The 21,157-nt window shown below is 35.1% G+C and carries 18 protein-coding genes; all 18 read right to left on the bottom strand.

Translation table 11 applies throughout. The annotated features are described in order from the left end of the window. Positions 1-2 precede the first annotated feature (2 nt). Entirely contained in the window at positions 3-581 is a 579-nt protein-coding gene (gene pgsA, locus HUW50_RS20150; RefSeq protein WP_066337582.1) for a CDP-diacylglycerol--glycerol-3-phosphate 3-phosphatidyltransferase, read from the bottom strand. 288 nt (positions 582-869) lie between these two features. After that, positions 870-1,742: a helix-turn-helix domain-containing protein gene (locus tag HUW50_RS20145; RefSeq protein WP_066337583.1), complete on the bottom strand. Its 873-nt coding sequence runs from the start codon at positions 1,740-1,742 to the stop codon at positions 870-872. 16 nt (positions 1,743-1,758) lie between these two features. Beyond that, on the bottom strand, positions 1,759-2,550 hold the full coding sequence (locus tag HUW50_RS20140; RefSeq protein WP_066337586.1) for a DUF3388 domain-containing protein: 792 nt from the start codon (positions 2,548-2,550) through the stop codon (positions 1,759-1,761). Positions 2,551-2,746: 196 nt separating this feature from the next. Continuing rightward, positions 2,747-3,004, bottom strand: a complete 258-nt coding sequence (locus HUW50_RS20135; protein ID WP_066337593.1) for a DUF3243 domain-containing protein — start codon at positions 3,002-3,004, stop codon at positions 2,747-2,749. Between the two features lie 168 nt (positions 3,005-3,172). After that, entirely contained in the window at positions 3,173-3,895 is a 723-nt protein-coding gene (ymfI, locus tag HUW50_RS20130) for an elongation factor P 5-aminopentanone reductase (RefSeq protein ID WP_185653153.1), read from the bottom strand. Between the two features lie 129 nt (positions 3,896-4,024). Beyond that, entirely contained in the window at positions 4,025-5,311 is a 1,287-nt protein-coding gene (yfmH, locus tag HUW50_RS20125; protein ID WP_066337598.1) for an EF-P 5-aminopentanol modification-associated protein YfmH, read from the bottom strand. Further along, on the bottom strand, positions 5,308-6,585 hold the full coding sequence (gene yfmF / locus HUW50_RS20120; protein WP_066337603.1) for an EF-P 5-aminopentanol modification-associated protein YfmF: 1,278 nt from the start codon (positions 6,583-6,585) through the stop codon (positions 5,308-5,310). Before yfmF ends, yfmH begins: the two co-directional genes overlap by 4 nt. Positions 6,586-6,764: 179 nt before the next feature. After that, entirely contained in the window at positions 6,765-8,003 is a 1,239-nt protein-coding gene (locus HUW50_RS20115) for a bacillibactin exporter BcbE (protein ID WP_185653152.1), read from the bottom strand. Between the two features lie 201 nt (positions 8,004-8,204). Continuing rightward, the gene (locus tag HUW50_RS20110) at positions 8,205-9,158 is read right to left on the bottom strand and encodes an ABC transporter permease (RefSeq protein WP_396652650.1); all 954 of its coding nucleotides are present in this window, start codon (positions 9,156-9,158) and stop codon (positions 8,205-8,207) included. A gap of 6 nt (positions 9,159-9,164) precedes the next feature. Next, positions 9,165-10,211, bottom strand: coding sequence for an ABC transporter permease (locus tag HUW50_RS20105; protein WP_066337609.1), 1,047 nt, complete (start codon positions 10,209-10,211; stop codon positions 9,165-9,167). Further along, on the bottom strand, positions 10,208-11,737 hold the full coding sequence (locus HUW50_RS20100; RefSeq protein ID WP_066337610.1) for an ABC transporter ATP-binding protein: 1,530 nt from the start codon (positions 11,735-11,737) through the stop codon (positions 10,208-10,210). The genes HUW50_RS20105 and HUW50_RS20100 overlap by 4 nt, the downstream gene beginning before the upstream one ends. A 276-nt stretch (positions 11,738-12,013) precedes the next feature. Next, entirely contained in the window at positions 12,014-13,096 is a 1,083-nt protein-coding gene (locus HUW50_RS20095; protein ID WP_066337616.1) for a BMP family lipoprotein, read from the bottom strand. A 193-nt stretch (positions 13,097-13,289) separates the two neighbouring features. Continuing rightward, positions 13,290-14,015 (bottom strand): GntR family transcriptional regulator, encoded by a 726-nt coding sequence (locus HUW50_RS20090; RefSeq protein ID WP_066337620.1) that lies wholly within the window; start codon positions 14,013-14,015, stop codon positions 13,290-13,292. A gap of 351 nt (positions 14,016-14,366) precedes the next feature. Next, positions 14,367-16,730, bottom strand: coding sequence for an FtsK/SpoIIIE family DNA translocase (locus HUW50_RS20085; RefSeq protein WP_185653151.1), 2,364 nt, complete (start codon positions 16,728-16,730; stop codon positions 14,367-14,369). A 240-nt stretch (positions 16,731-16,970) separates the two neighbouring features. Then, positions 16,971-17,228, bottom strand: coding sequence for a YlzJ-like family protein (locus HUW50_RS20080; protein WP_066337624.1), 258 nt, complete (start codon positions 17,226-17,228; stop codon positions 16,971-16,973). After that, complete coding sequence (locus tag HUW50_RS20075) at positions 17,225-17,968, bottom strand: ClpP family protease (RefSeq protein WP_066337626.1); 744 nt, start codon at positions 17,966-17,968, stop codon at positions 17,225-17,227. The genes HUW50_RS20080 and HUW50_RS20075 overlap by 4 nt, the downstream gene beginning before the upstream one ends. 272 nt (positions 17,969-18,240) lie before the next feature. After that, positions 18,241-19,902 (bottom strand): ribonuclease J, encoded by a 1,662-nt coding sequence (locus HUW50_RS20070; RefSeq protein ID WP_066337631.1) that lies wholly within the window; start codon positions 19,900-19,902, stop codon positions 18,241-18,243. Between the two features lie 295 nt (positions 19,903-20,197). Next, complete coding sequence (dapA, locus tag HUW50_RS20065; RefSeq protein ID WP_066337632.1) at positions 20,198-21,079, bottom strand: 4-hydroxy-tetrahydrodipicolinate synthase; 882 nt, start codon at positions 21,077-21,079, stop codon at positions 20,198-20,200. Between the last annotated feature and the right edge of the window lie 78 nt (positions 21,080-21,157).

Genomic DNA, 21,157 nt, shown 5'->3' with positions numbered 1-21,157 from the left:
GGTCACTTGGAGTTAATAAAGGCCTGCTTGTTTTTATTAAAATAGTCCCAGCCTGATATTACTGTAAAAAAGGTCGCAACCCATAAGGCTATCATTCCAAATGGAAGATTTATAAATTCAAAAGGCAGGTTATGAAGTAATAGAGCTGAGATGGCTATAATCTGTGTCCAAGTTTTAATTTTCCCTAACATGTTCGCTGCAACAACCTCACCTTCACCTGCTAATACAAGTCTCAGACCTGTTACTGCAAACTCACGACTAATGATGAGAATGACCATCCAAGAAGGTGCAAGTTTAAGTTCTACTAGGATAATTAATGCCGCAGAAACAAGTAGTTTATCTGCCAAAGGATCTAAAAATTTCCCGAGATTGGTAACCTGGTTAAGCTTTCGAGCATAATAACCGTCAATCCAATCTGTTGTTGATGCAATAATAAATATAAGTGCACCAACAAAATGTGTAACTAAAATCGTTTCAGAACCAAAAGTTAACTCTCCCCAATTGAATGGTGCAAGCATAATCACCATGAAAACTGGAATTAGTAATATTCTCGAGATCGTTATTTTATTAGGTAAATTCATGTTTGATTTCCTCCGTGTTTTTTTAAAATTGGCTCTGCTAAACTTAGGTGTTGATTTCCGCTGCATGCGTTCACTTTCTGCGGGCGGTCTGGGAACCTTCTCGGTGCTTTGCACCTGCAGGAGTCTCACATATCCGCTCCCAATGAACTAAGTGCCAAAATCAACAGTGAGCTTTAACAGAGCCTAAAAATTAATCAATAGTAAAAGGGAACGACTCAAAATAAAAGCCTGACACCTCATCCGACATGAGGACGGATGGGTGTCTGACACATTAACATGAGTCAATCCCTATTCTTTACTATAAATAATCGTAATGTTTTGAGGTGTTGTCTTCGTATCTTCAAATTTTAACAACTCACCATTAACTTTTAGATCAGTACCAGGAACATTCCCAACCCTTACTGTGATTTCTGATTCAGCTGTAAAGTCAGATACGTGGGATTCCCCTTGTGCAATTTCAGCACCAAAGAAACTTTTACCTTTTCCATTTTTAATACCTACCCATGTTCTACTTTTAGCAATTACCTCTAATTCAAATTTATCTGCACCAGTAAGTTCATATGTTGTTGTATTACCTTTTACTTCTTTTACAGAAAGTGTTTGAACTGGTGCTTCAGGTTCTGATTTAGTTTCTTCCTCTGCTGTCGCATCCTCTTGTTCTTTTTCTACCGATTCGTTTTCCTCATCAGTGGATGTAGTATTTTCAATATTGTTTGTATATTCGTTCTCGTTTTCAACAGTAGTATCGCCACCTTGATTACTTTCAGTTGCATTTTGTCTCCATAGCCAGAAGACAATTGCAATAATAACAATAACTATCACAATTAATAATTTAGGAAGCAGATCGAGAAATTTAGACGCAGATTTAGGAAGTTCTTTATGTGTTTTTACTCGTGATAGCTGTTCAGGTAAATCTTCATTATATGTACTTGGAACTTCGTTTTTAAATTCTTCAAAGATCATATCTGGATCTAAATTCACTGCTTCAGCATATTGCTTAATAAACGCACGTACATAAAATTTACCAGGTATCATGGAATAGTTGCCTTCTTCAATACCAAGTAAATAGCGCTTTTGAATTTTCGTCATTGCTTGAAGGTCGTCCAAGCTAATATTCTTTTCTTCTCTTGCTTGTTTCAGTCGATCTCCTAATTCACTCAACCGTAACACCCCATATTTAAAAGTCAAAGCCTGAAAGACTTGAAGAATCAAACAGCATTTGTGGTTCTTCAACATCTTTATAGGTAATTTCCTCATCAGGATCATTGCGAATTTCTATTATATAATCAAAGTCATCCAATGTATATTCTGTGTTTTGCACAAAAATATCAGGATGTTCCACTACTTTTGTTGCAGAAAGTCTCATAATTTCTCTAACTAACTGAAGATGTTGTTCAGAACCTCTTCTCGTTGAAACGATCCCATCAATAATAAATACGTTGTCTTCACTATATTCATCAGCAATCAACTGACTGCGAATTGTTTGCTTGAGCAAAGTAGATGAAACAAATAACCATTTTTTATTTGCGCAAACGCTAGATGCAACTATAGATTCTGTTTTGCCCACCCTCGGCATTCCACGGATTCCAATTAATTTATGACCATCCTGTTTATATAATTCTGCCATAAAATCAACTAATAGTCCAAGTTCATCTCGTACAAATCGAAAGGTTTTTTTATCGTCTGCATCTCGCTGTATGTATCGTCCATGGCGAACTGCTAATCGGTCTCGAAGCTTTGGGACTCTTAACTTGGTAACAGTTATATGATCCATAGTTTTTAGGATAGATTCGAGTCTTCGTACTTGGTCATTACTTTCACATTTCAATAACAAACCTCGACGGGAATCATCTACACCATTAATAGTGATAATGTTAATTGATAACATTCCTAATAAAGATGAAACATCACCAAGGAGCCCGGGACGATTTTTTTGAATTTCATATTCTAAATACCATTCAAATGGCAATGTAAGTCCCCCTTTAAACAATCACTATAACCTATAATATATGATTTATCCAAAAGAAGAAAGAACAATTACTTGACAAATAATAAAAAGAACAAGCATCCTAATCATACTTTATCCAAAAAAGGTCTATGTAAAACAAACCAAAAGGTTTCTATAAAAAATGATATTGAAAAAGAGAGGATATCTCCTCTCTTTTTTAGTGCGAACCGTTATTTTGAACAAGCTTTACCATCATACTTGCAATTGCCTGTTTTTCTTGATCAGAAGCAACACTCCAAAGATCTGATAATACTCTTTCTTGAGTGTTTTTTGGATCTACTTGCTTAGCTAAGTAGTCACCAACTTCAAATGCTAGGTTATTAATAACCTGATCATTCATTCCTTCGTTTTGAGCATGATGTAAACGGTCACCAAGGAAATTTTTCCACTCATCCCAATTTTCTAAAACAGACATAGGAGTACCCCCTTTTTTTAATTGTTACAAATTTAGTGTTCCTTTGGTCTTCATTTTTTATTCCATATTATTTAGAAAAAATATATGCAATAGAAAACAATATTTCGTCAATATCAAAAAATGGACTCGATATCCGTTCTAACATAGTAAATTGAATAATGCACTTAATCAATACCAGCCACCATCCACCGATAAAACCTGACCAGTAATATATGAGGCATTTGTTGACGATAAAAAAGATACCGCATGAGCAATTTCATCAGGATCACCTAAACGACCAATCGGAATTTCATTTTTAAGATCATTTAGTTCCTCTACAGTAAAATCCGAGAGCATTTGAGTGTTAATAGCACCTGGTGCAATGGCATTTACTCGAATTTGACTTGGGGCAAGCTCTTTCGCAAGAGCTTTTACAAATGAATTTTGCCCACCTTTAACCATCGAATACAATACCTCACAAGATGCTCCTACTATTCCCCAAATGGATGAAATCACTATGATGTTTCCCTCGCGCTTACTTACCATTGAAGGAATAAGCTTTTGTGTTAAACGAAATGGACTTGTAATATGTAAATTGATCATTTGTTCAATATTATCATCATTCATATCAGTAATTAAACCATAAAAACTCTTGCCACTATTTAATACGAGCAAATCAATTGGCTTCTCCATTTGATTGATAAGATCTTGTACGCCCGTTTGCTTTGTTAAATCTGCTTGTATCGGTAGGATCATCCGTTTATATTGGGCATTAGTTTGGATTAGCTCCTGAATAGCTTGTTCATTTTGATGATAATGAACAAATATGTGATAACCATCCTCTATAAGTTTTTTCGCAATTGCCATACCAATTCCACCACTAGCCCCGGTGATTAATGCATATTTATCCATTGTTTCTCTCCTCAAACAAAAGGGTCAGACCCCTTAACACAATCTATAGTATTTAAAGGTGAAAAAATACGATAGACTAGTGAGTTTGAAGGGGACAGACCCTTATAAGTCGTTCTTTTAAAAATATCTTTACTTTGGTACAACCTGACAAACTGTGAATAATTCTTCTTCCACTGCTTCTTTGAGTACTGATGTAATATCGTCCTGTGATAGCGATTCGAGTGTTGGTACGACATCAAAAAGGTTCATATCATTAAAGGCATAACGCGTAAACTGATTTGCGATATATTCAGGAGAGTTAATTGCTCTTAAAAATGCTCCAATTTTTTTGTTTTTTGCGGCATCAAAAGTTGTAAAATCAACACCTTCAGCTTTTGCTTTTAATAAAATATATTTGATTTGCTCTGCAAGTTTATCAGGATCTTCTGTATCTCCACCGATCATAGCAAAACCGAAACCTGTTTCTTCTGTATAGTCATAACTAAATGTATCGTCAATAAGACCTTCACTATAGAGATTCTCATAGTACTTTGAACTTTTACTAAATAACATATCCAAAATAATATTCATAGACAGCTCATATTTTAATAAATCTTTTCCAGAGCGATTAGGATTTTTTGCTTTTAATCCAACTAAACATTTGGACCCTTGGACATTCATTTTTAATTGATCAAGCTTTTGATAAACTTCATTGGGTTCATTTGGAAATTCTCTTTTGATTTCAGATTGTGCTGTGAATTCCTTTTTCTGTTGATTATCTCTCACTTGTTTTAATATTTCTTCTGGTTCTACAGCACCAACCACAAATAGCAACATATTGCTTGGGTGGTAAAACGTATTATAACACTCATACAAGGAATCTTTTGTAATTTTAGCAATAGAATCAATTGTACCTGCAATATCTATTCTTACTGGATGATGTTGATAAAGGTTTTGAATTAAACCAAAATATAAACGCCAATCCGGATTATCATCATACATATTGATTTCCTGACCAATAATACCTTTTTCCTTTTCAACAGTTTGCTCTGAAAAATATGGAGTTTGCACAAAATCAATTAATGTTTCAAGATTTTGTTCCACATTGCTTGTGCTTGAGAACAAATATGCTGTTCTTGTAAACGAAGTAAACGCATTTGCAGACGCCCCTTGTTTACTGAATTGCTGAAACACATCTCCGTCTTCTTTCTCGAAAAGCTTATGTTCAAGAAAATGGGCGATTCCATCTGGAACAGTATTCATCTCTTCCTTATTCAAAGGAACAAAGCGATTATCAATTGACCCATATTTTGTTGTAAATGTAGCAAATGTCTTGTTAAAACCCTTTTTAGGTAATACATAGACATCTAGACCATTATCCATCTTTTCATAATATAGCTCTTCCTGTAGTTGCTCAAAACGAATAGGATTTGTCATGCATTTCCCCCCATTCCTTTTAAGAAGTAAATTGTATCTAACTCTACCTTATCAGCAACTTTCACAACATCTTCTTTTGAAACTTTTTCAATCCCTTGTAGGTATTCGTCAAATGAGCGATTTTTTTGTGCAATAACGTTATGATAGACAATCTCAACTAAGCCATATGCAGTATCAATTGTTTCTAATAGCTGATTTCGGATGACTGCCTTAGTTTGCTCAAATTCCTGATCAGTAAAATCTCCACTTTTCATCGCAGCCATTTGCTCCCGAATGATTGTGACAGCTTGATCGTAATTCTGAACCTCTATGCCGGACATAACCATTAATAAACCTTTATGACTCTCTACTCTTGATGCCGCATAATAAGCTAAACTTGCTTTTTCACGGACATTAATAAATAACTTCGAATGAGAAAAACCACCGTAAATTCCATTAAAGACCTGTAAAGCATAATAGTCATCATCACGATACGTACTATTTGTACGATAGCCAATATTTAATTTTCCTTGTTTTACATCTTGTTCCTCAATAACTTCATTTTCTTCTACTTCTTGTTTCTCAAATGCTTCATTAACTGGCTGATGGTTATTTTGTAATGGAAAATACCGCTTTACATAACCTTCCACCTCTTGCTGATCTAAATCACCAACTACATATAGATCAATTTTATCGGAGCTTATTGCCTTTTGATAATAATCGAATAAGGTTTGTGGAGATATTTGTTCTATATCTTCAATATCACCATTAACATGTAGTGCATATGGTTCACCTTTACACATTTCCTGCACAAGACGTAAATTTGAATATCTCATTTTGTCATCATATACAGATTGTATGCGTTGCTTTAATGTTCGTTTTTCCTGTGTCACAATTTCATCTTTAAATGCCTCACCATCAACAACCGGGTCTAACAAAATTTCTGATAATAGCTTAATCCCTTTTTCTAATAAAGGTGCAGGATTAGACAAGAATTTTTCATTAGCAAGTTCCATACGGAATGAAATGATATGATTTTCACCCTTTTTAGCAAGATCAACATGTAGTGTTGCACCATATAGTTCATCTAAATGCTGCCTTAAACTCGTACTTGTTGGAAAACTCTTCGTACCTCTTTGAAGAACATACGGAAGCAATGCACGATATGTAACATACTGATCATTTAATGGGGCGAGTAGTTTTAAAACGATAGTATTGGTTTTAAATTTACTCGTTGAAACAGTATGCAAGGACAACCCGTTTACATTAACAAGCTGTTCATTAATAAACGACATGAAAACCCTCCTTTATGTCAAATAGCTTTTGTAAGTATTTGCTTGTAATTATATCAATACGAGGATAATAAAGGAAATAATACACTTTTTTCTCCATCTTATTCTTTCTATAAACATACATCTATATACAAAGGTATATAAACAGGCTGATATAAGGTAGTAAAGCTCTTATATCAGCATTAAGCAAGCTTAGGCATTCGCTTTGAATCCGAATCCTTTTGTGGGTCATTTTTAGGCTTAATAAATAGCATAACAATCATTACCGCCAAAAAACTAACTCCACCAGATATATAATAGATGAGGTGTTCTGATATCGTCATAAAATATGCGTATGCAGGTGGACCTGCTGCAACTCCTATAAACCTCATTGAACTGTATATTGAGGTAATTGTTCCCCGATGTTCTTTTTCAATTCCCTCTGTAATGATCGCATCAAGACTTGGCAGTGTGATTCCAATGCCAATGCCAGTAATGACTAAAAAGGCAACTAAATAAAGAAAGGAATGTTGTACCCTTAATGCAATAAAGGATATAGTTACAATTCCCATCCCGATGACAATGACCATTTTCATCAGCTGTTTGCTCTCACCAATTTTTTTCCCTGCGACATATGAACTAATCGAAAGCGCTAATAACGGAATGGCTAATACTAACCCTTTTTGAATACCATCTATGTTATATCGCTTTTCAAGCATATCCGATAAATAGAATAAAACTCCAAACAAGACAAACATAATAATACAACCTACCGCAAAAACTGCAGAAAGCCATTTTCCATTTTCTTTAAAAATATCTTTTATACAATGAGCAAATTCCTTAAATGACTGTTTCTCAGTTTTCTTTTTCTTAGGAACTTTTACTAAAAAGAAGACTAGTAATACACTAATCAAACTAAAAAAAGGAATAAACCAAAAAGGCAAAAACCATAAAAATGAAGCTAATACAGCTCCGATTATTGGACTTAACACCTTTCCTGCTGTATTAGCTGTTTCAGTTAATCCTAATCCCGCACTAACTTGTTCATCATCCTTAAACATATCACCTACTAACGGTATCACCACGGGTGCGGCACCAGAAGAGCCAATCCCCTGTAATACCCTCCCTATCAGTATAAACATAAAAGGATCTTCCATTTGCCAAGAAGCCCAACCAGAAACTGCTCCACCTAGACCTGCAATAATTAAACATGGTACCATGACCATTTTCCTACCAAAACGGTCAGATAAATATCCTGCAATCGGTATTAAAATAATCGCCACAATTGAATACACGGTTATAATTAAAGAAACTTGAAAAGATCCGATATTTAATTTTTTAGAGATTAAAGGAAGTACAGGAATTAACATTGAATTTCCTAATGTCATTACAAGCGGAACAGATGATAATGCTAACAAATCGAGCTTCTTTCGTGATTCCATCTTTGCTTCACCTTGTCTACATTATTTTTTATTCAATTACATTTTGTGTAGTTATCTGCGAACATATACTAGGATTAAGTAGTAACTAACAAATGGAAATTTATTAATACGTTTTTTTATATTTTTTCTTGTTAGAATATTAATTCTATAAGCAAAAAAGCTTCCCAACATATAGTGAGGAAGCCTTTTTTGATACTACTATTAACGTTTTCCTTTTTCATATGGGGTTCCAGATGCTTTAGGTGCATCGGCACGCCCAATAAATCCTGTTAGCGCAAGAATAGTCAAAACATAAGGTAATATGAGTAAGTAAACCGTTGGAATATCTTTTAAAAATGGAATGGTTCCTCCAATTATACTTAATCCTTGGGCAAGACCAAAAAATAGTGCGGCCCCCATTGCACCTAATGGATGCCATTTACCAAAAATAACCGCTGCAAGCGCCATAAATCCTTGACCACTTATTGTTGCATGACCAAAATCTCTTGAAATAATCGTGGCATACACCGCTCCGCCGATTCCAGCAAATGCTCCACTAAGCATGACCCCGATATACCTCATTTTCGTTACATTTATTCCCATTGTATCTGCTGCCATTGGATGTTCTCCAACAGAACGAAGACGAAGTCCAAATGGTGTTTTATATACAACATACCATACAATCACTGCTGCTAGAATTGCAATATAAGAGGTAATATATCCTCCTGAGAAAAATATTTTTCCAATTATAGGAATGTCACTTAAGATTGGTACGTCCATTTTATTAAAGCTCATACTTATTCGATCAGTTTGCCCTTTTTCATAAATATTTTTCACTAAGAATAAAGTTAAACCTAATGCTAAAAAGTTAATCGCTACACCACTTACTACCTGATCTGCTTTAAAAGTAATCGAAGCGACTGCGTGAAGCAGGGAGAAGATAGCTGCTGCAACCATTGCCGCTAAAATAGCTAACCAAGGGGTAGCACTACCAAATACATCTACAAAATTAAGATTAAAAACAATACCTACAAACGCACCAATAATCATTAAGCCTTCAAGACCAATGTTAACAACACCTGCACGTTCACTAAGAACTCCACCAAGTGCAGTGAAAATAAGTGGAGCTGCCACAAATAAAGCTGTTGGAATGATAATTTCTAAAGCCTGTAATATGCTCACTTACTTCCCCTCCTTTTTAAAACGAAGTAAGATCCAGCGGATAAAGTAGCTCGATGCTACGAAGAAGATAATAAGCGCAATAACAATTTCAACAAGTTCATTCGGTACGCCCGCTTCTGAAGGCATGTTTAATGCTCCAATTTTCAGACCACCAAATAATACAGCAGCTAATATGATTCCAATTGCCGTGTTTCCTCCAATGAGGGCTACAGCAATTCCATCAAATCCTATTCCAGTAAAGCCACCCTTAACTGAAACGTATTCAAACGTTCCTAAACCTTCCATTGCACCAGCTACACCTGCAAACGCACCAGAAATAACCATAGATAAAATAATGTTTTTATTTACATTCATACCAGAATAATGTGCTGCATCATGATTAAATCCTACAGCACGAAGTTCATAACCTTTTGTTGTTTTCTCAAGTAAAAACCACATCAAAAATGCTGCAATAATTGCAATAAAAATTCCATAGTGCATACGTGAAAAATCAGTTATATTCTCAAAAAATTCAGAACGTAATGATGCAGATGGAAATACTTTTTCCGTTTTATCAGCATTATCAGTAATAACATCTCTAATTAATGCGTTTGTTACATGTAATGCAACATAATTCATCATAATTGTAACGATAACTTCGTGTACTTTAAATCGGGCTTTCAAAAAACCAGGAATAAATCCCCATAGTGCACCTGCTAATCCAGCAACGATAATGGCAAGTGGAAGGTGAATAATCATTGGTAATTCAAATGCAATACCAACCCAAACCGCAGCAAGCCAACCGACTATAACTTGCCCTTCAACACCAATGTTAAAAAGACCTGTACGAAAGGCAAATGCTACCGCTAAACCTGTTAAAATATAAGGTGTTACCTGTCTAACAGTTTCACCTATATAATAAGATTCTCCGAAGATCCCATACCATAATGCACTATATCCAGCAATCGGATCGTAACCACTAACTAACATAATGATTGCACCGCAAACTAAACCTAATATAATAGCAATAATTGGAATTAGCAAATTCATATAACGATTTAAATTCATGATGGCTCACCTTCCTTCTGACGCTTACTACCAGCCATTAGTAATCCTAACTCCTGTTCAGTAGTTTCCTTAGGATCAACGATATCAACTATTTTACCCTCGTAGATAACTGCAATTCGATCACTAACATTCATAATTTCATCTAATTCAAATGAAATAAGAAGGACAGCTTTTCCGTTATCACGTTGTTCTATTAACCGGCTATGAATGAATTCAATTGCTCCAACATCTAATCCACGTGTAGGCTGGGCTGCAATTAATAAATCAGGATTTCTATCAACTTCACGTCCGATTATTGCCTTTTGCTGATTTCCACCTGATAAAGCCCTCGCTAAAGTTGTAGAGCTTGGTGTTCTTACGTCAAATTCAGTTATTAATTGGGAAGCTTTATCATAAATTGCTTTGAAATTTAAGACACCTCTCTTTGAAAAAGGTTGTCGGTAATATGTTTGTAACACCATGTTCTCTCCAACAGGGAAATCTAGTACAAGGCCATGTTTATGTCTATCCTGTGGGATATGACCAATGCCTGTTTCTGTAATTTTCCTTGGATGCATATTTGTAATGTTTTTATTATTTATTTTAACTGTCCCAGAATTCACCTTTCTTAACCCTGTAATCGCTTCAATTAATTCAGTTTGACCATTGCCATCTACACCAGCAACTCCAACTATTTCACCAGCACGGATTGATAAACTTAAAGAATTAACCATCGGAACTTGACGATTATCTTTAACAACTAAATTTTCAATTGTTAATACATCTTCTTTTGGAGAAGCAGGAATTTTTTCTGTAGTAAATGAAACCTCCCGCCCTACCATTAATGAAGCTAGTTCATTTGGATTTGTATCAACTACATTTACTGTTCCAATCCCTTCTCCTTTTCGAATGACTGTAACTCGATCACAAACTTCCATAATCTCCTTTAATTTATGTGTAATTAATATGATCGATTTCCCTTCATTAATTAAAGTTTTTAAAATCTGAATTAATTCTTTAATTTCTTGAGGTGTTAAAACTGCTGTCGGTTCGTCAAAAATTAAAATTTCTGCACCGCGATATAATGTTTTTAAAATTTCTACTCGTTGCTGCATACCTACTGAAATATCTGAAATTTTAGCTGTAGGATCAACTTTAAGACCGTATTTCTCTGATATTTCTTTTACTTGTTTTTCTGCTTCTTTTAAGTTTATAGAAGTACCTTTTTTCGGTTCATTACCTAAGATGATATTTTCTGTAACTGTAAACGTATCAACGAGCATAAAATGCTGATGAACCATCCCAATTCCTAAATCATTTGCGATGTTTGGATTTGTAATATCAACCTTTTTTCCTTTAACTCTAATTTCCCCTTTTTCCGGTTGATAAAGTCCAAATAGAACGTTCATCAATGTTGACTTTCCTGCTCCATTTTCACCTAATAACGCATGAATTTCTCCTTTTTTAACTTGTAAGGTTATGTTATCGTTTGCAACTATTCCAGGAAATTCTTTGCGAATATTTAGCATCTCAATTACATATTCCAACTTGTTCACTCCTTTTCCCTGAACAACATGAAGTTTTTTATTATTCATTTTGTAACTTAATGCTCTATTGACAAAAGCTAGCTGGTATGAAAATCACCAAATGCAAGTCCTCCAAATAGTTAGAAAATTTGCATTTATTGATTTTCAGGAATAAAGGGGTGACTTTTAAATAGCACAGACCTCTCTAACAAATGAAGTATAAGACGAATTGTCCAATACTCTTTTTAGCTAGAGGGTCTGACCTTTATCATTAAGTCAGCCCCTTATTATTTATCCTTATTTTGTAGGTACTTCAATTTCACCATTTAAGATTTTCTCTTGGTATTCTTTCACTTTTGCTTTTACATCATCTGTTAGATGTTCATCATGTGGAGCAGGAGCAATACCAATTGCTTCCTCTTCAATGCCATATTCTAAAATTTCTCCGCCTGGGAACTCACCAACTGCACCTTTTTCAGCAAGATCTTTAACAGCAACGTCAACACGTTTTACCATAGAAGTAAGTGTTACGTTAAACTCTTCCCCATCTTTTGTTTTACCATTTCCTTCTTCATATTGGTCCTTATCAACCCCGATAACCCAAAGCTCACGGTCTGGATCTTCAACTTTCAAGTCAATAGCCTCAGAGAATACACCGTTACCAGTACCACCAGCAGCATGATAAATAATGTCTGCACCAGCACCGTACATGCTTGAAGCAATCGCTTTACCTTTATCCGCGGCATCGAAGGCACCTGCATATTGAATATCAACTTTTGCTTCAGGGTTTACAGCTTTTACGCCTTCAACAAAACCAACTTCAAACTTTTTAATTAAATCAGATTCCATACCACCTACAAATCCAACTTTATTCGTTTTTGTTGTTAATCCTGCAACCACACCAACCAAGAATGAACCTTGATGCTCTTTAAACGTAATACTTGCAACGTTGGGTTGTTCAACAACACTATCAACTATAGCAAAATGTGCATCCTTTTGTTGCTGTGCGATTTCATCTACCGCCCCTTGTAATTGGTAACCAATTCCATAAATTAAATCAAAGTCTTTACGAGCCAGGGTATTTAAATTTGTTGCATAATCTGCATCACTAGTTGACTGTAAGTAATCAAAACCATCACCTTTTTCAAGGTTGTTCTCTTTCCCGAATTCTTGGATACCTTCCCAAGCTGATTGGTTGAAGGATTTATCGTCTACTCCTCCAACATCTGTTACCATTGCCACTGTGAAGTTATCTTTTGAACTTTCACCGCCGCCTTCTCCACCAGCATCTTCATTTTTATCAGTCCCACCGCCACAGCCAGCTAAAAGCGTTCCTGCTGCAAGCACTAGAGATAATGCAAGTCCATGTTTTTTCTTCATTTTTATTGCCCCCTAAATAATAATTTTAATATAGCACTTTACAAAAACAGACTTCTCGGTACGATCACCTCCTTAAAGTCCAATTTACACTTACTTTCATTATAAATAACAGACAAGGGTTAAGCATTAACTGGTGTAGATTTAATGACAAGCATATGTATGAACGATAGGAAAACTTTTTATTATCATTTACCTATAATCGTTTTCTTACAACATGAAAACTAAAGTGGTCAGCTCTAAAATAATTTAATGAGTATAAAACCGGTCGGTCTTGGTTATCGAAGTGCATCTGTTTTAACAATAGCAAAGAGGTTTCAGGATCACACTCTAAGATTGGAGAAATTTTCTCATGGTATCCAATGGGATCGATATGAGTAACAGCATAGCTAATATATATATTAGCTTTTTCTTCCAATAATTTAAATAAGGATTCCTGCTCATGATCAAAAGTTTCAGGTAAAATATTTGTCGGAATTTTATCCAAACAATAGACTACCGGCTCACCATTTGCTGTACGTACTCTTTCTAGTAAGAAGATTTCCTCTTCTTTGTCACATTTAAACCTTTTCACATCATCATCTGTAGCACCAGTAATCGAAGATGAAAGAAATATAGTGCCTGGTGTAAGATTTGCATTTTCAATCATAGCTGTAACACTATTTAATTGTTCTATACCTGAAGTGAATCGTGGTTTGGAGTTTACGAATGTACCAACACCATGTCTTCTTATGATAACGTTTTCTTCCTCAAGTATACGGAGTGCTTCTCTTAAGGTAGCTCTACTGACTCCTAAACCTTTAGAAAGTTCAAATTCAGATGGTAATTTTTCTTTTTCCTTATAAGTGCCATTTTCAATATCTTCTTTAATTTTATCAATAACTTGTAAATACAAGTGACGATTGTCAGATTTTATGGTCATTAGTCCGCCCCCAACCTTTTCAGCTATGTACAAGAGATCAGACATCTGATGTTATACACCTATCTCTAATCGAAAATACTATATCATGTTTTACCTTAGAAATAAATAGAAACTATATATTTTTGTCGAAATAAGTAGAAAAATAAAATTAGTCTGCTAACTTTATTTTTATTTTTTATAATTTATTATTCTCAAATATGTAAATTTTTAAATGTATTGAGTCCGATTATTATTGGAACTACAAGTAGCAAAGTAGTGATCTCTAATGAATTTCATTTATTAGTTACTTATAAAGACAAAAAAACAGCATACAAAATGATTTTCATTTCATACACTGTATAGTCTTATTCATTATGAGGTTAGTTCTTCATGTCTTTCTTTTGAAAGCAGGACTTCACGGGGCTTGCTTCCTTCGTATGGACCTACTACTCCTCTTTCTTCCATAGCATCAATTAATCGAGCCGCTCTCGTATAACCAACACGAAATCGTCGTTGTAGCATTGACACAGATGCTGTTTGCATATCAACTACAAGCTGTACGGCTTCCTCGTACAAATCATCTTGTACTTCACTTGTTGTTTCAACTACTTCGGTTGGAATCATCTCTTCTTGATATTGTGCCTTCTGTTGAGCAATAACAAAATCAACGGTTTGTTCAACTTCATCATCCGATAAAAATGCACCTTGTACACGAACAGGTTTTGATGCACCGACAGGTAAAAACAGCATATCTCCTCTACCTAATAACTTTTCAGCGCCCCCCATATCAAGTATTGTTCTGGAATCTGTTTGTGATGAAACACTGAAGGCGATTCGTGAAGGAATATTGGCTTTAATTACTCCTGTAATAACATCAACTGACGGACGTTGTGTAGCAATAATTAAATGGATACCTGCCGCACGAGCCATTTGTGAAAGCCTAGTTATTGAATCCTCTACATCAGATGATGCAACCATCATTAAATCTGCCAACTCATCAACAATAACAACAATATAGGGGATTTCGGGTTGCTTTGCTTCTTCAACTCGGTTATTTCTTCTGATTATCTCATTATAACCCTCAATATTTCTCGTTCCAGTATGTGAAAACAGCTCATATCGTCTTTCCATTTCATTGACTACTTTTTTTAAGGCTTGAGACGCTTTTTTTGGATCTGTTACGACAGGGGCGAGCAAATGCGGGACGCCATTATATACATTAAGCTCTACCATTTTCGGATCAATCATCATAAGCTTGACTTCATGTGGCTTTGCACGCATTAAGATACTAGTGATGATTCCATTAATACAGACACTTTTTCCACTACCTGTTGAACCTGCAACTAATAAGTGAGGCATTTTATTAAGTTCAGCTAATACAGCATCACCAGAAATATCTCTTCCCAAACCGATTAGTAGTTTTGCATCTGGTCGATCATTCGATTTCGACTCTAATACCTCTCTAAGTGAAACCATTGCTATTTCTGAATTTGGAACTTCGATACCTACAGCAGATTTTCCTGGAATAGGGGCCTCTATCCGAATATCCTTTGCAGCAAGAGCTAAAGCTAAATCATCACTTAAATTGACAATTTTACTAACCTTAACACCTGAATCGGGGTATACCTCATATTTCGTAACAGCTGGTCCTAAATGTACCTGAGTCACTTTAGCTTTGACACCAAAACTTTGAAATGTTTTTTCAAGCTTCCTAGCATTTTCGTAAATATTTTTCTTATCTGCATTTTGAGCGTTTTGCTTAGGTGCTTTTAATAAATCGATTGGCGGTAATTCATAATCTTTGTTCTCTACCTCTACAAATGTTATTGGCTGAAGAGCGTCTTGCTCTTGTGTTGGTAACTCTGTTGTTGATGTATTTTTTTGTTTTTGAGTTGATTCATTGGCTGGATTTATTTGTTGTTGAGTGTCCATCATATGAACGACCATTTCTGGTGGTTCCTCACGATCAGAAAAACTTGAAATGATTGGTTGCAGAACCTCTTCATCATCAAATGATTCCATTTCTTTTTCTCTAGTCTTCTCTTCTTCCTTGTCCTTTTTATTTTGTTTTTGCTTCTCACGCTTCTTTTTCATTGAAGAAGGAAGACTTTTCATATCATCTTTAAAGCCTATAGCCTGATTTTTAATAAATCTTCCAATCGGCATTAATACCTTAGCCAATGTTGCTTGTAATGATCTACCAGTAATTAATATAACCCCAATAACAATTAGGACAACTGCAATAATTCTTGAACCTGCTTCAGCAAATAGATAATAGGAAGCAGCAAAAAAGAGTGCTCCTAGCATTCCTCCACCTAAATCAACAGTGCTTCCCTCACCTCTAACATCCACCCAAAACAGTTCAAGTGTGTTTGCGAGAACACTTGGTGATGCAAAAGTGCCATTATGTGAAAGCATTTTGAAAAGTGTAACATGACTTAGTAATAATAAAGAAGCTGTTACACAATATATTCCGATCATTTGCCGACTAAATAACCTTGGGATTTGTCGCTTCCAAATTAAACAGAGTGAGAAAAGGACAATTCCAATTAAAAACAGCATATACCATTCTCCGCTGAAAAAGCGAAATAAATGAACGAATGTCGTACCGACAAATCCAAGTTTTGAAATAGCTATTAGTGCAATTGCTAAAATAATTAATCCTGCAAGCTCATATTTTAACGTCGTCTTCCAATCTTCTTTCGTTTTTCTTTGTTTTCTTTTTCGTTTTGCCATAAAATGATCACCTATGTATAGTTAATGTTTTTCTTTTAATAAAGAACAAAAGCGCAAGCGCCTCGTTCAGCCACGACAAGCATAAGACGATTTGGATAGAAGGCGCTCTTTGCCTTCAATTCTAGATTGGCTAGACCCTAGAGGCGCTAGGCGTTGGAGCTGGATGTCGAAGCGCTTATCCACAGTTCAAGAATTTTATAATTTCCTTAACAATGAAGAAAGCAGCCGAAACTGGCTGCCTTATCTTTGCTCTCCTATTATACCATATTTCTCCTCAGGGGTAGAAATGGCCATAGTAATTTTTTGCCCAGGACAATACTGATTATCTAAAAAATGACGTGGATCACTACTAAGTATTCGAACAATTTCATATTGAGCGTTAGCTGTTTCTTGGACTAATAATTGAACACCGTTCATGTGAATGACAGATTGCTTTTTATACTCATCTTCCATGGTTGGGAACATAAGTTCTTCTGGCATCATTGTATAGTAGATCATTGAAGCACCTGCTTATCATCAGATTTATCAAGAAAACTATTCAGCTTTTGAATCGCTTGACCAACTCCACCGACTTCATCAATTAACCCGTATTCTACTGCATCTTTCCCAACAACATTTGTCCCAATATCTCTTGTTAAATTCCCTTTTGAAAACATTAGCTCTTTAAACTTCTCTTCAGTAATATTTGAGTGCTTCGTTACAAAATTGATGACTCGATCCTGCATCTTATCTAAATATTCAAAAGTTTGTGGTACTCCAATAACTAATCCAGTTAATCGAACAGGATGGATGGTCATTGTTGCTGTTTCTACAATAAAGGAATGGTCACATGAAACAGCGATTGGGACTCCAATCGAATGACCTCCACCTAATACAATGGATACAGTTGGTTTTGAAATCGTTGCAAGCATCTCAGCAATAGCTAAACCTGCTTCCACATCACCTCCAACAGTATTTAAAATTACCAATAATCCTTCTATATTAGGATTTTGTTCAATTGCAACAATCTGCGGGATGACATGTTCATATTTCGTTGTTTTATTTTGCGGTGGAAGTTGGATATGACCTTCAATTTGTCCAACAATTGTTAAACAATGGATTTTGGAATCTTGTCCCATTTGTGGCACATTTGTTTGGCCCAATTGTTGTATCTTTTCAACAATTGAACTCTCTTTTCCCTCTTGCTTCTCTCCTTCATTATGATCGTTCCCCTGTATGTAATGATCATGATTCGTCATGCTTCATCATCCTTTCTTTTTCATTCTGTTTGTAGTATTTACAACCTTGTTTATTTCATGCGAATGATAAAAAATGGACGATTCAAAACAAATCGTTTGAGCTGGATGTCGATGCATAGTTAACAATACAAGGAATTTTATTATTTCCTTTACATTGAAAAGAGACTGACAATAAATTGATGTGTCAGTCTCGAACTAATTTACAGTATATTAATCATCTTTGTCCTACAAGCGTTTTCAATCTATTAATAATAATGTACATTGATTCTTCATTAAATCTCCATAATAATAGGTAAAATCATTGGTCTTCTTCTCGTTTTCTCATATAAGAATTGATTAAGTGCTTCTCTTATACTTAGCTTTATAGCAGACCATTCAATGGCATATTCCCTCATACTACGATCTACTATATCAGAAACAAGCTCAGTTGCTTTTCCAATTAACTCCTCTGATTCTCGGACATAAACGAAGCCTCTTGTTATAATCTCTGGACCTGATATGATTTGTTTTTTCTGTTTATCAAGAGTCACCACAACAATTAAAATCCCATCCTGAGATAATAATCGACGATCGCGAAGCACGATGTTTCCTACATCACCTATTCCTAGCCCATCGATTAATATATTTCCAGATGATACTTTAGCACCTGTATGTACTTGATCCCCTTTAAACTCAACAACATCTCCTTTTTCTATTAGAAAGATGTTCTCCTCATCCAAGCCTACTTGTTTCGCTAATTTTGCATGAGCTTTTTGCATTTTATATTCACCATGAATTGGAATAAAAAACTCTGGCTTTGTTAAGTTAAGCATCATTTTTAACTCTTCTTGGTGACCATGACCAGAAACATGTATTTGCTTTTGACCAAATACAACATTTGCACCTGCTCTAAATAATAAATCAATTGTTTTAGAGAAAATTAACTCTTGACCAGGAATTGGAGTAGCTGCTACAAGGATGGTATCTCCTTCTTTTACATTTACTTGCTTATGAGATTGTTTAGCCATTCTAGATAAAACAGCTAGTGGATCTCCATGATTACTTGTTGTTAAAATGGCAACTTCATTTTTGGGATGCTTGTCTATTTCGTTTACAGAAATGATGAACTCTTCGTCAACATCAATATAACCTAGATTGATAGCTAAATTTAGGGTATTCTTCATATTTTTCCCTACAATAGCTAGCTTACGGTTATTTTTTACTGCAGCATTAATTACATGTTGAATCCTATATAGGTTAGAAACAATTACTGCAACAATTACTCTTCCTTCTGCATTATACATGACATCAGATATTTCATTTCCAATAATGGCTTCTGAACCAGAATAACCAGGCTTTTCTGCATTGATACTATCAGATAATAAGCATAAAACGCCTTCATCGCCGATCTTAGCGATTTTACCAATGTCCATTTGACTATCACCAACAGGTGTTTGATCAAATTTAAAGTCTCCTGTAAAGACAATTGATCCCATCGAAGTAGAAAAACTTATGCCCACTGAATCTGGAATACTATGATTTGTTCTAAAGAACGAAATTTCAGTACTTGAAAACCGCAAAACTGTTTGGTTATCAATTTCCTTTACCAAAACCGTTTGTTTCATACGATTTTCTTTTAGTTTTTCACTGACGAATGCCAATGTAAGCTTTGTACCATATATAGGCACACTAATATTATTTAGGAGATAGGAAATCCCACCGATATTCTCATCATGACCATGTGTTAGAAAAATTCCTTTTACACGCTCTTTATTTTCCTTTAAATACGTAATATCAGGTATAACCATATCAATACCTAACATTTCACCTTCTGGATACATTAACCCTGCATCAACGACAAATAGGTCAGAGTTAATTTCAACTACAAACATATTTTTCCCGACTTCACCTACGCCGCCTAAAGCGATTAATTTAATATTTTCTGTCATTTCCATGATTTAATAAATCCTCCCCACTGAAGTACCCGTTCAACGTCACTTAGAAACATTATACATGATGAAAGAAATGGAACACAAGGAAATTTTCTCCGTATAGTTTTCTAATGTTTAATACGTAATATCGTAACGTCTACTCTAGTAAGTCCTCATAAATAGATGGTGTTCTTCACCTTTAAATCATAAGTGGCCAAGACTTTGAATGAAATTATTATAGTTGCATAAGAAATAAATAAGACCTGATACTTTTGTATCAGGCCTTACGAAAAGGAATCAACTTGGAAAAGCAATTAAATTATTCGTTAATATAGTTATCGATTACTTCCATTAGCTTACTACGTTCATCACCTGTTAAAGGGATTAATGGTAAGCGTACAGAACCAACATCTAAGCCTCTAACTTGTAAAGCCGTTTTTACAGGTCCTGGGTTAGGAACTGCGAATAATTGTTTAACAACGGGCAATAATTTACGATGTTGATTTGCAGCTGAAATATAATCACCACTAACAAATGCTGATATCATAGATTGAATCTCATTTCCAAAAATATGAGAAGCAACAGATACTACTCCAGTACCACCAATTGAAAGAACTGGTAATGTTAAAGTATCATCACCTGAGTATAAGACGAAATCTTCTTTTGTCTTAGAAATAATTTCTGACATCGCATCTAAATTACCACTAGCTTCTTTAACCGCAACAATATTTGGCAGTTCTGACAGTCTCACAGTTGTTTCTACGGACATATTAACTACACTTCTGCCTGGAATATTATAAAGCATGATCGGGAGATTCGTTGATTCTGCAATAGCTTTAAAGTGTTGATAAAGTCCTTCTTGGCTAGGTTTATTATAATATGGAACTACGAGCATAATTGCATCAACACCAGATTCTTCTGCGAGCTTTGTTAGTTTAATTGAAGCAGCAGTATTATTACTACCAGTCCCAGCTACTACAGGAACTCTTCCATTTACTTCTTTAACAGTGTGTTTAATAAGCGCAATTTTCTCTTCATTGCTTAGAGTAGGAGATTCGCCAGTTGTACCTGTTACAACCAATGAATCAGATCCATGGTTGATTAAGTAATCAATTAATTTAGATGTTTTTTGAAAGTCAATATTTCCATTTTTATCAAACGGAGTTACCATTGCTGTTGAAAGTTTACCAAAATGACTCATTCTCACTCTCACTCCTCTTGTTGCCTTCTAAAAATAAACTTAGTTTACTGCTAAAAATAGCAGCTAGTTGCCCAAGAA

The sequence above is a fragment of the Metabacillus sp. KUDC1714 genome, assembly GCF_014217835.1.
Lineage (GTDB): Bacteria > Bacillota > Bacilli > Bacillales > Bacillaceae > Metabacillus > Metabacillus rhizosphaerae.
The sequence above is the reverse complement of the archived record's forward strand: the minus strand, read 5'-3'. Positions and strand labels throughout refer to the sequence as shown.

Bases quoted from the DNA above. Each gene is read 5' to 3' on its own strand.
- HUW50_RS20115 (WP_185653152.1), bottom strand. From the start codon at position 8,003: ATGGAATCACGAAAGAAGCTCGATTTGTTAGCATTATCATCTGTTCCG.
- pgsA (WP_066337582.1), bottom strand. From the start codon at position 581: ATGAATTTACCTAATAAAATAACGATCTCGAGAATATTACTAATTCCA.
- yfmH (WP_066337598.1), bottom strand. From the start codon at position 5,311: ATGACAAATCCTATTCGTTTTGAGCAACTACAGGAAGAGCTATATTAT.
- ymfI (WP_185653153.1), bottom strand. From the start codon at position 3,895: ATGGATAAATATGCATTAATCACCGGGGCTAGTGGTGGAATTGGTATG.
- HUW50_RS20085 (WP_185653151.1), bottom strand. From the start codon at position 16,730: ATGGCAAAACGAAAAAGAAAACAAAGAAAAACGAAAGAAGATTGGAAG.
- dapA (WP_066337632.1), bottom strand. From the start codon at position 21,079: ATGAGTCATTTTGGTAAACTTTCAACAGCAATGGTAACTCCGTTTGAT.
- HUW50_RS20105 (WP_066337609.1), bottom strand. From the start codon at position 10,211: ATGAATTTAAATCGTTATATGAATTTGCTAATTCCAATTATTGCTATT.
- HUW50_RS20075 (WP_066337626.1), bottom strand. From the start codon at position 17,968: ATGACGAATCATGATCATTACATACAGGGGAACGATCATAATGAAGGA.
- HUW50_RS20135 (WP_066337593.1), bottom strand. From the start codon at position 3,004: ATGTCTGTTTTAGAAAATTGGGATGAGTGGAAAAATTTCCTTGGTGAC.
- HUW50_RS20090 (WP_066337620.1), bottom strand. From the start codon at position 14,015: ATGACCATAAAATCTGACAATCGTCACTTGTATTTACAAGTTATTGAT.
- HUW50_RS20080 (WP_066337624.1), bottom strand. From the start codon at position 17,228: ATGATCTACTATACAATGATGCCAGAAGAACTTATGTTCCCAACCATG.
- yfmF (WP_066337603.1), bottom strand. From the start codon at position 6,585: ATGTCGTTTATTAATGAACAGCTTGTTAATGTAAACGGGTTGTCCTTG.
- HUW50_RS20095 (WP_066337616.1), bottom strand. From the start codon at position 13,096: ATGAAGAAAAAACATGGACTTGCATTATCTCTAGTGCTTGCAGCAGGA.
- HUW50_RS20070 (WP_066337631.1), bottom strand. From the start codon at position 19,902: ATGGAAATGACAGAAAATATTAAATTAATCGCTTTAGGCGGCGTAGGT.